Below are 17,126 nucleotides of genomic sequence, written 5' to 3'. Positions count from 1 at the left end.
TCGTGTTTTTGGTTTGCTGATGATCTCGGATCCCTCCGGATCAAGGTAGGAGCCCCATCATCGCTCCGGCGAAGGTGGGGCTTTTTCACAACGCCGTCAACGCTTCGTGACAACACCGCGTAGCCGAGGGCCGCCGCCAGGCCGTGCGCAGGTCGTGCAACTGGAAGAGCTCGATCCGCTGGAACAGCTCGATCCGCGGACCATGGTCATAGCGATGACGGCAGACGTGCAATGGCCATGAGACAATTCTGCCCGAAGAGCGTTATGTAGTTGGTATGAGCAGATTCACGGAAACCGAAATCGCATTGATCGAGCGCCTACGCGCATTGAAGGCTATGCCGGACATGTCCATCAACGTGTTTGAACTCGGCGATCCTTTGACCTCGGCAGGATTCTCGCAGGATGAAATCCTGCAGGTGCTCTACGCTCTTGAACAGGACAAAATCATCGCTCTGTTGCCTGGAAACCGACTGACAATGCTCAAAGAACTGCCGAATGGCTAGTGTGGCGCTGCGGGTTTGGCCGTAAATTGCCTCACCAAGTGCAACACCGTCGAGCTTGCCCTCGACCAAATCTCGACCTTTTTGCCCTCGGTCATAAGTATCCCCGTCTCCTGGCCCTGATGGCCATAGGCGCTGGCTCGTATGCCTATGGGTAGCGAGCACCCCGAGCCACAGCATGCTGGATCCGTCATGCCTCTCCTCTCCAGTGAGACGCATAGGTCCGAGCAGCCTTCACGACCGCAAGCGGCCTTCGAAGAATGGTAGGCGGGTGATGAACGCGTTCTCCACCGGGAATAGAACACAAACTCGCACTACCGCGCGCACTGGCGTGCGCGACCAACGCGTGAGAAAATCGCGTGCTGCAGGGCGTGTGCGCTACTCGCTTTGGCGGAAATTGCGGATGCGATCGAAAAGGACTGCAAGGATTATCGCGCCGCCGATGAATGTCCCCTGCCAGAACGCATTGATGCCGAGAAGTCCGAGGCTATTGCGGATCACCTCGATGAGTGCCGCACCGACAAGTGCGCCGAAGGCAGTACCTGCGCCGCCAGCGAGATTAGCGCCCCCAATCACTGCCGCAGCGATGACCTGCAACTCCATGCCCGCTCCAATATTGGTCGTCACAGCACCCAGCCAGCCGGTCTGAATGATGCCGGCGATGCCAGCCGACAGCGCCGAGATCATATAGACGCAGACCTTGATGGGTCGTACGGGAAGGCCCGTGGCAACGGCCGCCTTTTCGTTGCCACCAATGGCGTAAATGTAGCGGCCGATCCGCGTCCACCGCAGCACGAAGCCGGTCAGGAGCGCCAGCACGATCATGTAGATCACTGGATTGGCGATACCGAAGACCGCCCCACCGCCCAGCGCCAGCAGCTTGGCATGATCGGGGCCAAATTCGAAGACGACAGTATTGTTGGACGCGACCATGGCCAGGCTCCGGGCAACCGAGAGCATGCCGAGCGTTACGACAAAGGGCGGAAAGCCGAGATAGGCAATCAAGATGCCATTGAACGCGCCGATCACTAATGCCGTGGCGACCGAGACGGCAATGCCCGTCCCTATGCCGTATCCCGCATGCATCGTGACTGCAAGTACCATACTGCACAGGCAGAGCACCGACCCTACCGATAAATCAATCCCACCGGTGATGATGACAAGCGTCATCCCGAGCGCGATGATTGCGATGAAAGTGACGTTGCGGGTGATGTTGTAGAGGTTCTTTGCCGTTGCGAAACTGTCGGTGGCGAATGACAGGAAGATGCAGGCGAGAATGACGGCGACCAGTACCCAGAAGGTCTGGCTGCCCAGGACTGTTGCTGCGAGCGTGCGCTGCCTATGGGCTATCGTCTCGTGCAGCGTCGTTGCCATGTTAACCTCGCGTTCCTCCGGCGCAAAAGACCCAGATCGTTTTCCTCTATCCACCCTCAATGGCGCCAGTAATAAGCCCTGTCACCTCTTCCGGAGAGGTCTCGATGATTGGCTTGTCCGCCACCTTTCGGCCTCGGCGCATGACAACGACGCGATCGGCGACATCGAATACGTCGGGCATGCGATGGCTGATAAGCACAACCAGAATGCCACGATCGCGCAGCTGTCGGATGAGATGGAGCACTTCAGCGACCTGGCGCACGGAAATGGCCGCGGTCGGCTCGTCCATCAGAACGATTTTCGCCTCCGAAATCATCGTACGCGCAATCGCCACCGCCTGGCGTTGACCGCCCGACATCTGTTTCACGAGGTCGCGTGCTCTGGTCTCGGAACGGAGTTCCTTAAAGATCTCCGCGGCCCTCCGGTACATTGCCTTGTAGTCGAGCACGCCCAATGGGCCGATGCCCCGCCTCAGTTCGCGTCCGAGAAAAACGTTCGCCGCCGCGGTGAGATTGTCACAAAGGGCAAGATCCTGGTGCACGATCTCAATTCCGAAGTGCCGCGCCTCGACCGGGCGATGCAGCACGATTTCGCTGCCATTGAGGCGCATCGTGCCTTCGCTCGGTCGAAAGTTTCCCGCAATCATTTTGACGAGAGTCGACTTGCCGGCGCCGTTGTCGCCCATCAATCCGACAACCTGGCCTGCCTCTAACGACAGCGAAATGTCATTGACGGCCTGTATGGCCCCGAAGTGCTTGGAAATATTGCTGAGTTCTAGCAGCACGACCAGCCTTCCAAACTCCCAAGACGCGCGGCCTTCACCAAGGCGCGTCACAATATGCCCGCCCCTTGAGTGAGAGATTGCTTATTTACGCAAATCATCACAACCGCGTCAATGATCTCTCGTCTGATAAACCTTATTTGTATGACAATTAGACATTGACGAAAGTCGCAATCATATATTAGCTACTACTGGGAGATAAGCATGCTTATCCTTGTCACCGGGGCAACGGGCAAGGTCGGGCAGCACCTCATATCCACGCTGCTTGACCGACCACGTTTTTCGAAAGCGCGCATTCGCGCGCTCTGCCACAACCGCGTGCTCAATCCAAGCGAGCGCCTCGAGATTATCCGCGGCTCCATCGCCGATCGCGCGGTCGCTGACGCCGCGATTGCCGGCGCGACCCATATCGTGCATCTGGCGACCTGCAAGGAAACGCCCGCCGACGTCATGGATGTGACCGTCAAAGGTCTCTTTTGGCTGCTCGAAGCGTTCAGAATGAGCCCAACAGCCCGGCAGTTCATTCTGATCGGCGGCGACGCCGCGGTCGGCCATTTCTTCTACCGCCATGAAGGACCGATAACCGAGGTGACACCGCATCGCGCCTATCCCGGCAGCTACGCGCTCTCCAAAGTCCTCGAGGAGGTGATGGTCGAGCAGTACTCAGTCCAATATGGGATGAACGTGTGCTGCCTGCGTGCGCCGTGGATCATGGAAAAGGACGACTTCAGGCACTCGCTTTCCTTCGGCGACGACGTTTTCGGTGGACCGGACTGGAAGACGTATTTTCCGCCCCATGAAGCCAGGCGCCACGCAAAGGCCGGAACCGTACCATTACTGCGCGATGCCGACGGAAGACCGCTCAAGCGCAACTTCGTCCACGTCAGCGACCTTGTGTCAGCGATCCTCAGCACGATCGACAATCCGCACGCAGAGCGTCAACGTTTCAACATCGCCATGGATCGTCCGGTCGATTACGGCGAGGTCGCAAGCTATCTCGAACGCACGCGCGGCCTGCCGTCGGTCGATGTTCCAAGCCATTTCCACTCAAACTGGTTGGACAACAGCAAGGCAAAATTCCTGCTGGACTGGCAACCGGAATACGATCTCGAAAAGCTTATCGACCAGGCCTTTCAATACGAGCGTCCACCAAGTGACCCTCGTATCGTCTGGTATCCGGGTTGATTTGTGCCGCGGACAGAGGGTGTCCGCTTGTTTCAACGGGAGGATAAAATGAGGAAAGCATTGGTGCTTGCAGTCGCAGCGCTGGCGCTGGCCGCCGGCCCCGCCGGCGCCCAGACGAAAAAGCAGCTCGTCATCGTCGTCAAGGGTCTCGACAATCCCTTCTTCGAGGCGATCAATCAGGGTTGCCAGAAGTGGAACAAGGAAAACACAAGCTCGGAATATGAATGCTTCTATACCGGCCCGGCGTCGACTTCCGACGAAGCAGGAGAAGCGCAGATCGTCCAGGACATGCTCGGCAAGCCCAGCACGGCTGCGATCGCCATTTCGCCTTCCAACGCCAAGCTGATCGCCCAGACGTTGAAGTCGGCAAACCCGACAGTCCCGGTCATGACGCTTGACGCCGACCTTGCCAAGGAAGATGCAGGCCTGCGAAAGACCTATCTTGGTACCGACAACTATACGATGGGCGCGCGGATCGCGGACTACATCAAGAAGGCAAAACCGAACGGCGGCAAGATCTGCACGATCGAAGGGAACCCTGGCGCTGATAACATCCTGCGCCGTGCTCAAGGGATGCGTGACGTGCTGACCGGCAAGGACGGGCTGGCCGAGCTAAAGGGTGAAGGTGGCTGGACCGAGGTTGCTGGCTGCCCGGTCTTTACCAATGACGACGGCGCCAAAGGCGTGCAGGCGATGACGGACATTCTTGCGGCCAATCCCGATCTCGACGCCTTCGGCATCATGGGTGGTTGGCCACTGTTCGGTGCGCCGCAACCCTATCGCGATCTGTTCAAGCCGATGGCAGACAAGATTGCGAAGAATGAATTCGTCATCGGCGCGGCCGATACGATCGGAGAGGAAGTGGCGATCGCCAAGGAGGGTCTCGTGACCGCACTTGTCGGCCAACGACCCTTCGAAATGGGCTACAAGGCGCCATCGGTCATGCTCGACCTCATCGCCGGCAAGCCGGTAGACGATCCGGTATTTACCGGTCTCGATGAATGCACCAAGGATACGGCCGATACCTGCATCCAGAAATAGGAACGGTGGCCGGAGCGCCCTTTGACGGCCTCCGGCGCCTCCGCCCCATGAGCAGCGAGCGCGGTCAGCACGCTTGACGGCCGGCCGCGACTCCTTGCAACGACCCCGCTTGGAAGTTCCCTTCGGCGAACTATCATCGACAAGACCATTCCCCAATTTTGCAAAGCACGGAGAGCGCAATGACCAAGCGGATCATCTTCACCGGAGGTAGCGGCAAGGCTGGCCGCCATGTCGTGCAATACCTCCTCGAGCAGGGCCATCAGGTGCTCAACCTCGACACGAAGCCCCTCGATAACCCGAAAGTACGCACGCTGATCACCGACATTACCGACAGCGGCCAAGTGTTCAATGCGCTGTCGAGCTACACCGGCCTGCACGAATTCGACCCGTCGCTTGCGCCGCAACCGATCGATGCCGTTGTTCATTTCGCGGCGATCCCGCGCATCCTGATCGCGCCTGACAATGAACTCTTTCGCATCAATGTGATGGGCACCTACAATGTCATTGAGGCCGCGACGAAACTTGGCATCCGCAAGATCGTCATCGCATCCAGCGAAACGACCTACGGTCTCGTCTTCGCCAATGAGCCACGAAACCCGCACTATTTTCCGCTCGATGAGGACTATGACGTCGATCCGATGGACAGCTACGCGCTCTCCAAGGTGGTGAACGAAAGGACCGCGCGCGCCTTTGCGCTCAGAAGCGGAGCCGACATCTATGCATTGCGCATTGGAAATGTGATCGAGCCCAACGAATACCACCTTTTCCCAGGCTGGTTTACCGATCCTGGATTTCGAAAGCGCATCGCCTGGAGCTACATCGACGCGCGGGACCTCGGCCAGATCACCCTCAGGGCCATCGACACGGATGGTCTCGGGTTCCAGATCTTCAATGCAGCGAACGACGAGACGTCTTCAGACCTTCCGACGCAAGAGCTGATCGACCGGTTCTATCGGGGCGTACCGGTCAAAGGACAGCTTGGCGAATACGAGACACTTCTGTCGAACCGGAAGGCGCGCGCGATACTCGGTTTTCAGCCGCAACACAGCTGGCGGACCTATGTTGGCGGCAGGTGACGCAATGCGTGGCTAGAGGGTTCGAGATACGAGAAAAGATGAATGGCTGAACAGCGACCAGAAAAACTCTCCGCAGGCTCGGGTACCGCGGAGGCGGCGCGTGCGACCCGGCGGCTCGACGCGCCGCGCATGTCAGGGCCGAGCGTTCATATGTCGCTCGCCGAAGATATCGGGCTCAGGATCGTGCGTGGCGACTATCCTCCGGGAACGATCCTGCCGAACGAGGCCCAGTGGACGGAAATCTTCAATGTAAGCCGAACCGCTGTCAGGGAGGCGATCAAGATATTGATGGCCAAGGGGCTACTCGCATCGCGTCCAAAAATCGGCAGTTGGGTGGAGCCGAAGGAGCGTTGGAACCTGCTCGACCGCGACGTCCTGAGTTGGTACGCACACTCGCCGGATCGGATCCAGTTCCTCAAGACCGTACAGGAATTTCGTCACATCATCGAACCGGAAGCCACCGCCCTTGCAGCGATCCGCCGCAGCGAAGAACAGATGGCCGAAATCACCGAGGCACTGAGAGACATGGGGCAAGCGACAACGCTGCAGGCTCGCACCCAAGCTGACACGCGCTTCCACCTCGCGATCCTGCGCGCTTCCGGAAATGACCTCCTCATTCCGCTCGGGACGTTGATCGAATCCGCACTCAACCACCTTTTCCTGCTGGTAACCCGGAACGACAGCACCCTCGTCCATGCCCTTAGGCTCCATGAGAACATCGAGAAAAGCATTCGGCTTCAACGCCCGAACGCGGCCCGTAACGCCGTAAGGCGACTTTTAGCGAACACCGATGCACTCATTGCGCATTCAGAGCGCAACATGTGAGCTCAGGGCGCGCCGCACGTCGTCGTGAACAAGCTACCCATGCGGTGGACCGGCTAAGGCCCCCCGCGCAGCGTCAGGCCGAGGATCGCGATCGTGACAGCCTTTTACGGCTCGTGGCGTTCACGCAAATTCCGCGTATCGCGCGACATTGTGCTGCAACAACGCGAGCATCGTGTCGCGCAACGGATCTCGCACCGCTTTCATCCAGGCGGCTGAGAGGGGTAGTCGATGCATCGGCGATCCCGATGGATGAGCGAGCGGGATGTAGCTGACACCTGACACAGCAAGTTTCGAGGTCCAGCGTGGAACGATGGCGGACCCGATTCCGGCGGCAACCAGATTGATTATCGTCTGCTTTTCATCGGCTATTTGTGCGACGCGGGGACGCATGTCAAAGTCCGCGAACAATCCCATTGTGAGGTCATGACTGTGCGGTCGCGAGCGGCGTTCTGGCACGATCAATGGCTCTTCCGCCAGATCCTGGACGGTAATTTCAGACCGTCCAGCAAGAGCACTCCCCATTGGTACCGCAACAACTGCCGTTTCATGAAACAGCAACTGCACATTCAGAGTGCGGCTGATCCCATCGCGAGGACGGATCAAAACAAGGTCGAGGCGCCCGGCCAGCAGTTTCGGAATAAGCCGGACAGACTTGTCTTCAATGATCTGGGTGATGACATCAGGCGCCGCCTCCCGAAAATCCTGCAAGAGCAACGGTAAGAGACCGGCGGCAGCACTATCGATCGCGCCGATGCGCAGTATGGCGGACGGCCTGTGTCGGGCTGCACGAAATTTTTCGGCGACTTCGTCAAGCCGCCCCAGGAGCGGCCGCACTTCTTGCAAAAGCGACACGCCGTCATCGGTCAGGCTCACGCTTCGGGTTGTTCTACTCAACAACTGCGTTCGCAATGATTCTTCCAGTAACCGGATGTGCCGGCCGAGCGAAGCAGGCAGCATGCCCGTCTTCTGGGCAGCTCTTCCAAAGTGCAGTTCTTCGGCGACCGCGACAAAACACCTGAGCTGTTCGAGTTCCATCCCCACGCCCTCCATTATATCAATAAATTATATAATTGCATGAACCTTCATGCGCAGGAAGGGAGAAACTAACCTTCTCGACAAGCGCGAGAGGACGCGCCGGGTTCGAACATAGGGAGGAGCTTGTTTTGACGAGCGACCGGGAGACGCGCGTATTGCGCAAAATCACATGGCGCATCGTGCCATTCATCATGGTTCTCTACCTGATCGCGTTCATCGATCGCGTGAACATCGGCTTCGCGTCTTTGACGATGAACCAGGACCTTGGATTTTCATCGACCGTCTTCGGCGTGGGCGCGGGCATCTTTTTTCTCGGCTACTTTCTTTTCGAGGTGCCGTCGAACCTCATTCTCCACAAAGTCGGCGCCCGCATCTGGATTGCCCGGGTGATGATTACTTGGGGCCTGGTATCGGGTGCGATGGCGCTGGTCCAAGGCACGACGAGCTTCTACACCCTGCGCTTCTTGCTGGGCGTGGCCGAAGCTGGGTTCTTCCCAGGCATCATTCTTTATCTGAGCTATTGGTTTCCTGCGCGTCGCCGAGCGGCGGTCACCGCGATGTTTATGGCAGCTGCTCCGCTTGCAACAGCCATCGGGTCGCCGATTTCTGGCGCCCTTCTCGAGATGCACGGCATCTGGGGCCTGGCCGGCTGGCAGTGGATGTTCATCATCGAAGCTGTTCCGGCGGTAATCTTCGGTGTGGTCGTATTGTTTTTCCTGACGGACCGACCGGAAAAGGCAAAGTGGCTTACCGACGACGAGCGTGCTTGGCTTGTGAAGACCATGGAGCAGGAACAGGCCGGCAAGGTGAAGGCAAGCCACGGCATCTGGGCAGGGCTCGCTGATGTAAGGGTCCTTGCACTTTCGCTCATCTACTTTGGCACGTCAGCAGGTCTCTACACGCTCGGAATCTGGGCACCACAGATCATCAAGAGCTTTGGCCTTTCGTCTTTCCACGTTGGTTTGATCAATTCCATTCCAGCTGTCTTTGCTGTGATCGGCATGATTGGCTGGGCACGCCATTCCGACAGGACCGGCGAACGCACTTGGCACGTTGTCGGTGCCTGTCTGCTGGCTGCCGCGGGCCTTGTCTTTGCAACCGGTGCGACGACTGTGTTTGCCGTGATGATCGCCCTGACGCTTGTGAACATCGGGATCAGCGCCTCCAAGCCGCCGCTGTGGAGCATGCCGACGATGTTCCTCTCAGGCCCGGCCGCAGCCGCTGGTATCGCCACCATCAATTCATTGGGCAACCTCGGCGGCTTCGTCGGCCCCTCGATGATCGGCTGGATCAAGGACACGACAGGGAGTTTTGCCGGTGGTCTCTACTTCGTCGCGGCACTGCTCGTGATTTCGGCAGTGGTCACTCTGATCCTTGCTCGCGGGGCCTCCCGCGAGGCCACTCGGACGGCTTCCATTCAACATTGAAATCCAGATTGGAGAACAACAATGCGCGAATACAAAATTGCAGCGATACCGGCCGACGGAATTGGCCCGGAAGTGATCGCAGCGGGTCTTCAGGTCCTTGAGGCGCTGGAGAAGCGTAGCGGCGACTTCAAGATCCACTCCGAAACCTTTGACTGGGGCTCGGATTACTACAAAAAACATGGCGTCATGATGCCGGCCGATGGTTTGGAGACACTCAAGAAGTTCGACGCAATCTATTTTGGTGCGGTTGGTGCGCCGGATGTCCCCGATCACATCACGCTCTGGGGCCTGCGTCTTCCAATCTGCCAGGGCTTTGACCAGTACGCCAACGTCCGACCGACCAAGATACTCCCAGGAATTACTCCGCCGCTGCGCAACTGCGGGCCAGGCGACCTGGACTGGGTCATCGTTCGAGAAAACTCCGAAGGCGAATACTCGGGCCACGGCGGTCGCGCCCACAAGGGGCTGCCGGAGGAAGTTGGCACCGAGGTTGCCATCTTCACTCGCGTCGGCGTTACCCGCATTATGCGCTACGCCTTCAAACTCGCCCAGTCGCGGCCGCGCAAGCTCTTGACCGTCGTCACCAAGTCGAACGCGCAGCGGCATGGCATGGTCATGTGGGACGAGATCGCAGCCGAAGTTTCGAAGGAATTCCCGGATGTGACCTGGGACAAGATGCTAGTCGACGCGATGACGGTGCGCATGACGCTGAGGCCGGAAAGTCTCGACACCATTGTAGCGACCAACCTGCATGCCGACATCCTGTCGGATCTCGCCGGCGCCCTTGCTGGTTCCCTCGGCGTCGCACCGACTGCCAATATCGACCCGGAGCGTCGCTTCCCATCAATGTTCGAGCCGATTCACGGCTCAGCTTTCGACATCACCGGCAAGGGCGTCGCCAACCCCATCGCCACCTTCTGGACGGCCGCCCAGATGCTCGAACATCTCGGAGAAAAAGACGCTGCGACAAGACTGATGACGGCTGTCGAACGGGTCACCGAGGCAGGCATCCTCACCCCTGATGTCGGCGGCACCGCCACCACACAGCAGGTGACCGATGCCGTTTGCGAGGCGATCGCCGGCTCAAACATCCTCGTTGCTGCCGAATGACCTTTAGCGATACATCCGCCCGCGATGCGCTGCGTCAAATGTTCGACGCAGCGGTCACCAGCGCGGATCCGGTTAGAGTGGTGTCAAACCACCTGCCCGATCCGCCCAAGGGCCGCTGCATCGTGATCGGAGCCGGAAAGGCTTCGGCTGCGATGGCGGCGGCACTCGACGCCGCATGGAGCGACGTTGAACTTTCCGGACTAGTCGTGACGAGGTATGGCCATGCAGTTCCTGCCGGGCGCATCGAAATCGTCGAAGCGGCCCATCCGGTCCCCGACGCGATGAGCGTTGAGGCGGCGACACGTATCCTTGAGAAGGTCCGCGACCTTGGGCCGGACGATCTGGTCATTGCCCTGATTTCAGGCGGCGGTTCCGCTTTGCTGGTTGCTCCAGCCGGCAACATGACGTTGGCCGACAAGAAGGAGGTCAACCGGATGCTGCTTGCCAGCGGTGCGACGATCTCGGAGATGAACACCGTTCGAAAGCAGCTTTCAAACATAAAAGGCGGACGGCTCGCGCAGGCAGCATATCCTGCAAGGGTCGTCACGCTCGTGATCTCCGACGTGCCGGGCGACAACTCTTCCGAAATTGCCTCGGGACCCACTGTCTCCAACGAGACGGGCGTTGTCGAGGCTCGCGAAATCGTCGCGCGCTACAAACTCGCTCTTCCACCGGAAGCGATCGCCGTTCTCGACGGTGGCGGCTCCGCGGCGGTGAGCGCCCCGATTAACGCAGAAACGCGGCTGATAGCCTCACCGTCCACAGCCCTGCATGCGGCGGCACAAGTTGCGCAATCTCACGGGATCCGCCCCTTGATCCTTGGCGATGCGCTTGAGGGAGAAGCAAGAGAAGTCGGTACAGTCTTTGCCGGCATCGCGCTCTCCGCGCGCGACAAGGGCTTACCGGTTGCGGGACCAGCCGTGCTCCTGTCGGGCGGAGAAACGTCCGTGTCCTTGCCGAAAGGCTCTACCGGACGTGGCGGCCGCAACACCGAATTCCTGCTGAGCCTTGCGATTGGCTTGAGTGGTGCAAGTTCGATCTGGGCAATTGCCGGAGACACAGACGGTATCGACGGTGTCGAGGACGCTGCGGGTGCTTTCGTCACTCCTGACACCCTTACCCGTCTGCAGCAAGTCGGCATTGCTCCGCGCACCGCGCTTTCACAACATGACAGCTACACCGCATTCAAGGCGATTGGCGACCTTGTCGTCACCGGGCCAACACTCACAAACGTCAATGACATACGCGCAATCCTGATCGGATAGAAATCATGCTCCCACGCAGCAACCGCAAGGCCAAGATCGTTGCGACGGTCGGGCCGGCTTCAAATTCGCCCGAAACGCTCAAATCGTTGTTCCTCACCGGCGTCGGACGGACCTTCAAACTGTCATCGTCAGCGGATTCCCGTTCGCGACTGAAGGCAGCACGAATAATCTCCGTGTCGCTCAGATCGGGAAAGCATGATCCTCGAAGCGGGTCGAGCCACCGCTGAGAACCGACGAGTTGGCCGGGAACGCGCAGCCGAGGCGTCGGCAGGCTCCTTTTTTGGCGGTGCGCGCCTGGATAGTTTGGGCTTCAATCGGCAAGGCGGCGCTGGGTATCGGCATCGAAAAGATGCATGCTGCCGGGAGCAAAGCTCAGTCCGACCCGGTCGCCTGCTCTTGCGACCGATCGGCCATTGAAGACCACCGACAGCTCGGGCGTGGTCGCCATTGTCAGAAAGCACGTCGCACCGGTCGATTCGATCATTGCCACTGGTGCTGAGAGAATGCCCTCATCGGCTGCCGCAAGTTCGATATGCTCCGGACGCAAGCCGACGCTCAAGGCCTGTCCTGGCTGCACCGTCCGGTTAAGGGCGATCGTTTGTTTGGTACCGACATCGAGGATGATCGAGCGTCCGTCCGGACCGCCGACCGCGGGCAGGAAATTCATGGCAGGAGATCCAATGAAGCCGGCCACGAACTTGTTAGCCGGCCGGTCATAAAGCTCAAGCGGACTGCCCTGTTGTTCGATGACGCCGTCACGCATGATGACGACATGGTCCGCCATTGTCATCGCTTCCACCTGATCGTGCGTGACATAGACCGACGTGGCGCCCAGCCGATCGTGCAGCGCGCGGATTTCTTTGCGCATATGAACGCGAAGTGCGGCATCAAGATTGGAGAGCGGCTCGTCGAACAGGAACGCCTTTGGGTGCCGGATAATCGCCCGGCTCATCGCTACGCGTTGCCGCTGACCCCCGGAAAGCTCGCGCGGGTAGCGCGCCAGGAGATGCGTGAGCCCGGTGACGGCGGCAACTTCATGTGCCGCCTTCTTGCGTTCGGCCTTGGCAACGCCCCTGATGCGTAGGCTATAAGTCAGGTTTTCCTCAACCGTCATGTGCGGATAGAGCGCGTAGGACTGGAACACCATCGCCACATCGCGCTTGCGCGGCGGCACTGCATTCATCACCTCGCCAGCGATCTTGAGCGTACCGGACGATATGCTCTCCAGGCCCGCCAGAGACCGCAACAACGTCGACTTCCCGCAACCTGACGGACCGACGAGAGCTGTAAAGCTGCCTTTGCGGATCGAAAGCTCGATGTCCTTCAGCGCATGGTAGGCACCATAATACTTGTTGACGTTCCTTAGTTCGATCTGGGCATTCATTTGAGCGCTCCCGAGGTAAGACCAGAGACGATGCGGCGTTGCAGGAGGACGAAAATGGCGAGGATCGGCGTCACGTAGATCGCCGCGTAGGCCATGATATTGTTCCATTCATTGGTGTTTGGCCCCATGAAGGAGTTCAACCCCACGCTTGCCGGTTGCAGCTCGACGGCCTGGATCATCGATTTCGAATAGACGAACTCGCCAAAGGCCTGCATGAAAATCAGGATCGCACTGACGAGGATGCCGTTGCGTGCGAGCGGCAGGACGATATTGAAGAATGCGCCGACCCTGGAGTTGCCGTCGACAAGGGCTGCTTCCTCCAGTTCCTGTGGCACGCTCATGAAGGTCGCGCGCACCAGGACGACGAAGAACGGCATGCTCTTGGCCGCAATCGCCAGGATGACGGCAAGCCGCGGATAGTTGAGCAACCCAACTTGCGAAAAGCCCACGAAAATCGGCGTCACCATCAGCGACGCCGGAAGGACCTGCAACATGAGGATGAGGAAGAGCCCGATATCGATCCAGATGTTGCGATAGCGCGCCAGCACGTAGGCGCAGCCAACACCAAACACGGTGATGACGCTGACCGCTCCGCAGGCGATGACCAAGGAGTTCCAGATGTACCGGCCCATGTTCCGGCTCTGCCACACGTTGCCGAAGATTTGCCACTGGGGATCGCTCGGCCAGAAGGTCGGCGGAGTGGCAAACATCTCCGACCCCGATTTGATCGTGGTGATGTACATCCAGTAGAGTGGGAACAGATAAAGGCCGGCGAGAATGATCGCGATTGCGAGAAGCAGGCGATCCCGGGATACGTTGCTCATCCGCGCACCTCATGCCGTGTCGAACGCACGTAGACGACAGAAGCGATCATCACAAAGACGATCATGATCACCGAGATCGTCGCGCCCTTGGCGAAATCGTACTGCCGGAAAGACAGATCCCAGGCCCAGTATTGCGTGACGTTGGAGGCATTGTTCGGCCCTCCGGAGGTGATCGAGGCGAAAAGATCGAACTGCTGCAGCGTGAAAATGAGCCCGAGCGCGATGATGGCCCCTATGGACGAGCGCATCATCGGCAGCGTGATCGTCCAGAAGCGTTGCCAGACATTGGCACCATCCAATTCGGACGCCTCATAAAGGTCCCGCGGAATGGCCGACAGACCGACGGACATCAGGATCATGTTGAAGGAGGTACCGAGCCAGATATTCGCGATGATGACGGCCCAGAGCGAGTAACCAGGATCCGAGCGCCAGAAGATATTGCTGTCGATGAGGCCCGTTTCCCTCAGTATGAAGTTGAGCACGCCAAAATCACCCGACAGGATCCAATTCCAGATCGCGCCAACCACGAGGCCAGGCATCACCCAGGAAACCAGAAACAGACCCCGCACCCACGAGGCGCCTGGAAAATTTGTCCAAAAGAACAGCGCCAGTCCAAAGCCGACGAGGAACTGACCGGCGATCGAGGCGACGACGAAAGTCGCGGTATTGGCCAGGATCGGCCAGGTTTCCGGCTGGGCGAAGAGATCGCGGTAGTTCTTGAGACCGACGAACGGGCGCCAGAAGCTGCCGAGGCTGAACATGTCCACCTCCTGGAAGCTCATGGCGATGTTGTAGAGCAGTGGCAGGCCGGACAGGGTTAGCAGGAAGGCGAGCGGCAGGCTCACGAGGCCGATATCGAAGCCGCGGCCGTCGATGATGCTGGATAGAAGGCGTTTCATGAGCTCCTCCGCCGCCAAGGCCTCAGCGCATTTGGGCTGACGCAGCTTGGCCTGCAAACTAGACAACCAGAACCACGCCGGCACAGCCGGCATGGTTTTTGCGGGTTTCCGTCCCAGCGCCTCAATGCAATCGAGCGCTTGCGGAAGGCGGCCCGGCTCTCCGGTTCAGGCGGGATGCCTCTAGGCCGCCTTGGCCAAGACTTTAGCCCAGGACTGCCTTTATCTTTTCAGCAGCCTCGTCGAGTGCTTCCTTCGAGCTCATCTGTCCCGTCAACGCTGCCTGGATTGCATCCTGGATTGCCTTTGAGATCTTCGGCCATTCCGGGTGCGGGCCGCGCGGCTTTGCGTATTTCAACTGCTCATTGAAGACCTTAAGTGCCGCGTCCTTGAGCGGCACGCCAGTCTCCGGAATAGCGATGTCGGAACGGGCGGGAAGCTGGCCGAAGTCCTTGAACATGCGATCGTCCTGCGAGACGAAGTACTCGAGCACCTTGAACGCTTCGGCAGGGTGTTGCGTGTTTGAGAATATCGCCCAGTTGAAATCGCCCATGGCCGATGAACGCTCCGCACCGAGCTCAGGCACGGGCAACAGAGCGACACCCCAATCGAACTTCGCCTCCTTGACCATCCGGTCGAGCTCCCACGGACCGGAGATGACCATGGCGGCGTTGCCGGAGTTGAAGGTACCGGTCGAATCCCACTGTCCGCGGGTGAGCGTGTCCGGCGACGCCAGCTTCTCCGTAATGATGGTCTTCCAGATGTCGAGCGCCTTGACGGCGCCATCCGAATTGATGTGCTCGTAGCCACCACCGGCCATTTGGGCCCAGGGGAGAAACTGGAAGGTCCCCTCCTCGTTCGCCTTAGCTGAAAACGCGATCCCATAAACGTTGGCCGCAGGGTCCGTCAGCTTGCGAGCCGCATCGACGAGTTCGTCCCAGGTTTGCGGCGGCTTGGAAGGATCGAGGCCCTTCGTCTTGAACATGTCCTTGTTGTAGTAGAGCGCAATCGTGTTCGTGGCCTTGGGAAGACCGTAATTCTTGCCATCCCACATGGTGGAGGCGAGCGGGCCAGGGAAATAGGTTGACGTCTTGACCACCGTCGACTTGGCGATCATATCGGTGAGATCGAGGAACGCGCCGCGCGACGAAAAAAGCGCATGCTCAGGATTGTCGATAGCGATGATGTCGGGTGCCTGCCCGGTCGAATAGGCGCGCATCGCCTCGCTGACGACGTCGTCAAACTGTATCTGGCGGTACTCGACCTTGATGCCAGTGTTCAGCTTGTTGAAGTCCGAAATCAAGTTCGGTGCGGGTTGAATATCGCGATCGAGCGACCAGACGCTGATCGTGACATCCTCCGCCTTGGCGGTGAGGCCGAATAGAGAGACACCTGCAAGGGCGAGCGCGCCCAGGATTGCGGATCCGCGGATAGCCATTTTCTCCTCCTTTGATTATCCCCGAGCCGGCATCCTCCATGCCGGCCAACATGCACGTCTCAGACCGGATCGATGACGAAGTCGCCGCCCCGGCACGTTTTGAGGTAATTCAGGCCGTGAACCTGGCCGGTCATCTCCAGATCGTCGCGATAGACCGGGTCATGCCAGCCTTCGATATCGATCGAGCCGGACCAACCAGCCAACCGAAGTTCGGAGATCACGTCGGTCCAGTTCGTGTCGCCAAAGCCGGGCGTACGCATGAAGACGAATTTCTCTTTGCCGAAGATCCCGTGTTCACGGATGACGTCCCAGCGGATGGTCGCGTCCTTGCCGTGCACGTGGAAGATCTTGCTTGCCCATTTGCGGATCTGCGGCAGCGGATCGATCAGATAGACCATTTGATGGCATGGCTCCCATTCGAGCCCGATGTGGTCGTCTGGCGTCTCGTTGAAGATCAGTTCCCAGGCATCCGGATTATGCGCGATGTTCCAATCGCCGGTATGCCAGTTGCCGTCCATGGCACAGTTCTCGAATGCAATCCTTACGCCCTTGTCGGCGGCACGTTTCGACAGCTCGGACCAGATTTTCCTGTAACGCGGCAGGCTGTCGGTCAAAGGCTTGCCGCGAAGGCGGCCGGTGAACCCGGCAACGCAGGTCGCGCCGAAGTGGTGGGCATTGTCGATGCAGTCTCGCCAGCCCTGCAAGGTCTCTTCGTCGATCGCGGTCGTCTCCAACGGATTGCCGAACATGCCGATCGTGGAGATGGTGATGTCACGATCGCCGACCGCCGCCACGCAACGCTTGCCGAGGTCGGCGAGGTCCTGGCCATTCGTCGTTTGCCAGAAGAAGGGCTCGAAACTCTCGAAGCCCATGCCCGCGATCTGGGCGATACGCCTGTCGGCACCGCCCTTCGTGGCAGAGATCATCGTGCCAATACGGATGGATTTGCTTGGGTTGATCAAAAT

16 protein-coding genes are annotated in these 17,126 nt (G+C 59.1%); 8 read left to right on the top strand and 8 right to left on the bottom strand.

The features are described 5' to 3' along the window. Positions 1-275 precede the first annotated feature (275 nt). A complete protein-coding gene (locus IB263_RS21220) occupies positions 276-503 on the top strand; it encodes a hypothetical protein (RefSeq protein ID WP_192438972.1) in 228 nt (75 codons plus the stop codon). 375 nt (positions 504-878) lie between these two features. Here IB263_RS21220 and IB263_RS21215 read toward each other — a convergent pair whose 3' ends face one another. Both IB263_RS21215 and IB263_RS21210 read right to left on the bottom strand, forming a co-directional pair. Then, complete coding sequence (locus IB263_RS21215) at positions 879-1,874, bottom strand: ABC transporter permease (RefSeq protein WP_060516753.1); 996 nt, start codon at positions 1,872-1,874, stop codon at positions 879-881. Between the two features lie 46 nt (positions 1,875-1,920). Further along, complete coding sequence (locus IB263_RS21210) at positions 1,921-2,712, bottom strand: ATP-binding cassette domain-containing protein (protein WP_226020917.1); 792 nt, start codon at positions 2,710-2,712, stop codon at positions 1,921-1,923. A 147-nt stretch (positions 2,713-2,859) separates the two neighbouring features. Between IB263_RS21210 and IB263_RS21205 the strand changes: the two genes are divergently transcribed. From IB263_RS21205 to IB263_RS21190, 4 genes are all read left to right on the top strand, one after another. Next, positions 2,860-3,840, top strand: coding sequence for an NAD(P)-dependent oxidoreductase (locus IB263_RS21205; protein WP_060516755.1), 981 nt, complete (start codon positions 2,860-2,862; stop codon positions 3,838-3,840). A gap of 48 nt (positions 3,841-3,888) precedes the next feature. Beyond that, positions 3,889-4,881, top strand: coding sequence for a sugar-binding protein (locus IB263_RS21200; protein ID WP_060516756.1), 993 nt, complete (start codon positions 3,889-3,891; stop codon positions 4,879-4,881). 179 nt (positions 4,882-5,060) lie between these two features. Next, complete coding sequence (locus tag IB263_RS21195) at positions 5,061-5,957, top strand: NAD(P)-dependent oxidoreductase (RefSeq protein ID WP_192438971.1); 897 nt, start codon at positions 5,061-5,063, stop codon at positions 5,955-5,957. A gap of 42 nt (positions 5,958-5,999) precedes the next feature. Then, positions 6,000-6,782 carry a FadR/GntR family transcriptional regulator gene (locus IB263_RS21190; RefSeq protein ID WP_060584407.1) on the top strand — a complete coding sequence of 261 codons (783 nt, stop codon included), beginning with the start codon at positions 6,000-6,002 and terminating at the stop codon, positions 6,780-6,782. Between the two features lie 120 nt (positions 6,783-6,902). On the opposite strand, the gene IB263_RS21185 is transcribed toward IB263_RS21190, so the two are convergent. Beyond that, positions 6,903-7,817, bottom strand: coding sequence for a LysR family transcriptional regulator (locus IB263_RS21185; protein WP_034798776.1), 915 nt, complete (start codon positions 7,815-7,817; stop codon positions 6,903-6,905). 128 nt (positions 7,818-7,945) lie between these two features. On the opposite strand from IB263_RS21185, the gene IB263_RS21180 reads away from it, so the two are divergent. The 3 genes from IB263_RS21180 to IB263_RS21170 are packed head-to-tail and all read left to right on the top strand — an operon-like array spanning position 7,946 to position 11,619. Next, positions 7,946-9,244 (top strand): MFS transporter, encoded by a 1,299-nt coding sequence (locus IB263_RS21180; protein WP_192438970.1) that lies wholly within the window; start codon positions 7,946-7,948, stop codon positions 9,242-9,244. Between the two features lie 21 nt (positions 9,245-9,265). Beyond that, complete coding sequence (locus IB263_RS21175) at positions 9,266-10,354, top strand: tartrate dehydrogenase (RefSeq protein ID WP_110819355.1); 1,089 nt, start codon at positions 9,266-9,268, stop codon at positions 10,352-10,354. Then, complete coding sequence (locus IB263_RS21170; protein ID WP_113135586.1) at positions 10,351-11,619, top strand: glycerate kinase; 1,269 nt, start codon at positions 10,351-10,353, stop codon at positions 11,617-11,619. Before IB263_RS21175 ends, IB263_RS21170 begins: the two co-directional genes overlap by 4 nt. Positions 11,620-11,929: 310 nt before the next feature. Here the strand turns inward: IB263_RS21170 and IB263_RS21165 are convergent, their stop codons facing one another. The 5 genes from IB263_RS21165 to IB263_RS21145 all read right to left on the bottom strand — a co-directional run bounded on the left by IB263_RS21165 (position 11,930) and on the right by IB263_RS21145 (position 17,123). Next, positions 11,930-13,003: an ABC transporter ATP-binding protein gene (locus IB263_RS21165; RefSeq protein WP_034798682.1), complete on the bottom strand. Its 1,074-nt coding sequence runs from the start codon at positions 13,001-13,003 to the stop codon at positions 11,930-11,932. Next, entirely contained in the window at positions 13,000-13,827 is an 828-nt protein-coding gene (locus IB263_RS21160; RefSeq protein ID WP_192438969.1) for a carbohydrate ABC transporter permease, read from the bottom strand. Before IB263_RS21160 ends, IB263_RS21165 begins: the two co-directional genes overlap by 4 nt. Then, positions 13,824-14,726, bottom strand: a complete 903-nt coding sequence (locus tag IB263_RS21155) for a carbohydrate ABC transporter permease (protein WP_060584395.1) — start codon at positions 14,724-14,726, stop codon at positions 13,824-13,826. Before IB263_RS21155 ends, IB263_RS21160 begins: the two co-directional genes overlap by 4 nt. 202 nt (positions 14,727-14,928) lie before the next feature. After that, positions 14,929-16,161 carry a sugar ABC transporter substrate-binding protein gene (locus IB263_RS21150; protein ID WP_192438968.1) on the bottom strand — a complete coding sequence of 411 codons (1,233 nt, stop codon included), beginning with the start codon at positions 16,159-16,161 and terminating at the stop codon, positions 14,929-14,931. A 59-nt stretch (positions 16,162-16,220) separates the two neighbouring features. Then, complete coding sequence (locus tag IB263_RS21145) at positions 16,221-17,123, bottom strand: sugar phosphate isomerase/epimerase (protein WP_034798673.1); 903 nt, start codon at positions 17,121-17,123, stop codon at positions 16,221-16,223. Positions 17,124-17,126 lie beyond the last annotated feature (3 nt).

It is taken from the genome of Ensifer sp. ENS03, from assembly GCF_014852035.1.
Lineage (GTDB): Bacteria > Pseudomonadota > Alphaproteobacteria > Rhizobiales > Rhizobiaceae > Ensifer > Ensifer adhaerens.
This window is presented reverse-complemented; position numbering and strand designations above follow the sequence as displayed.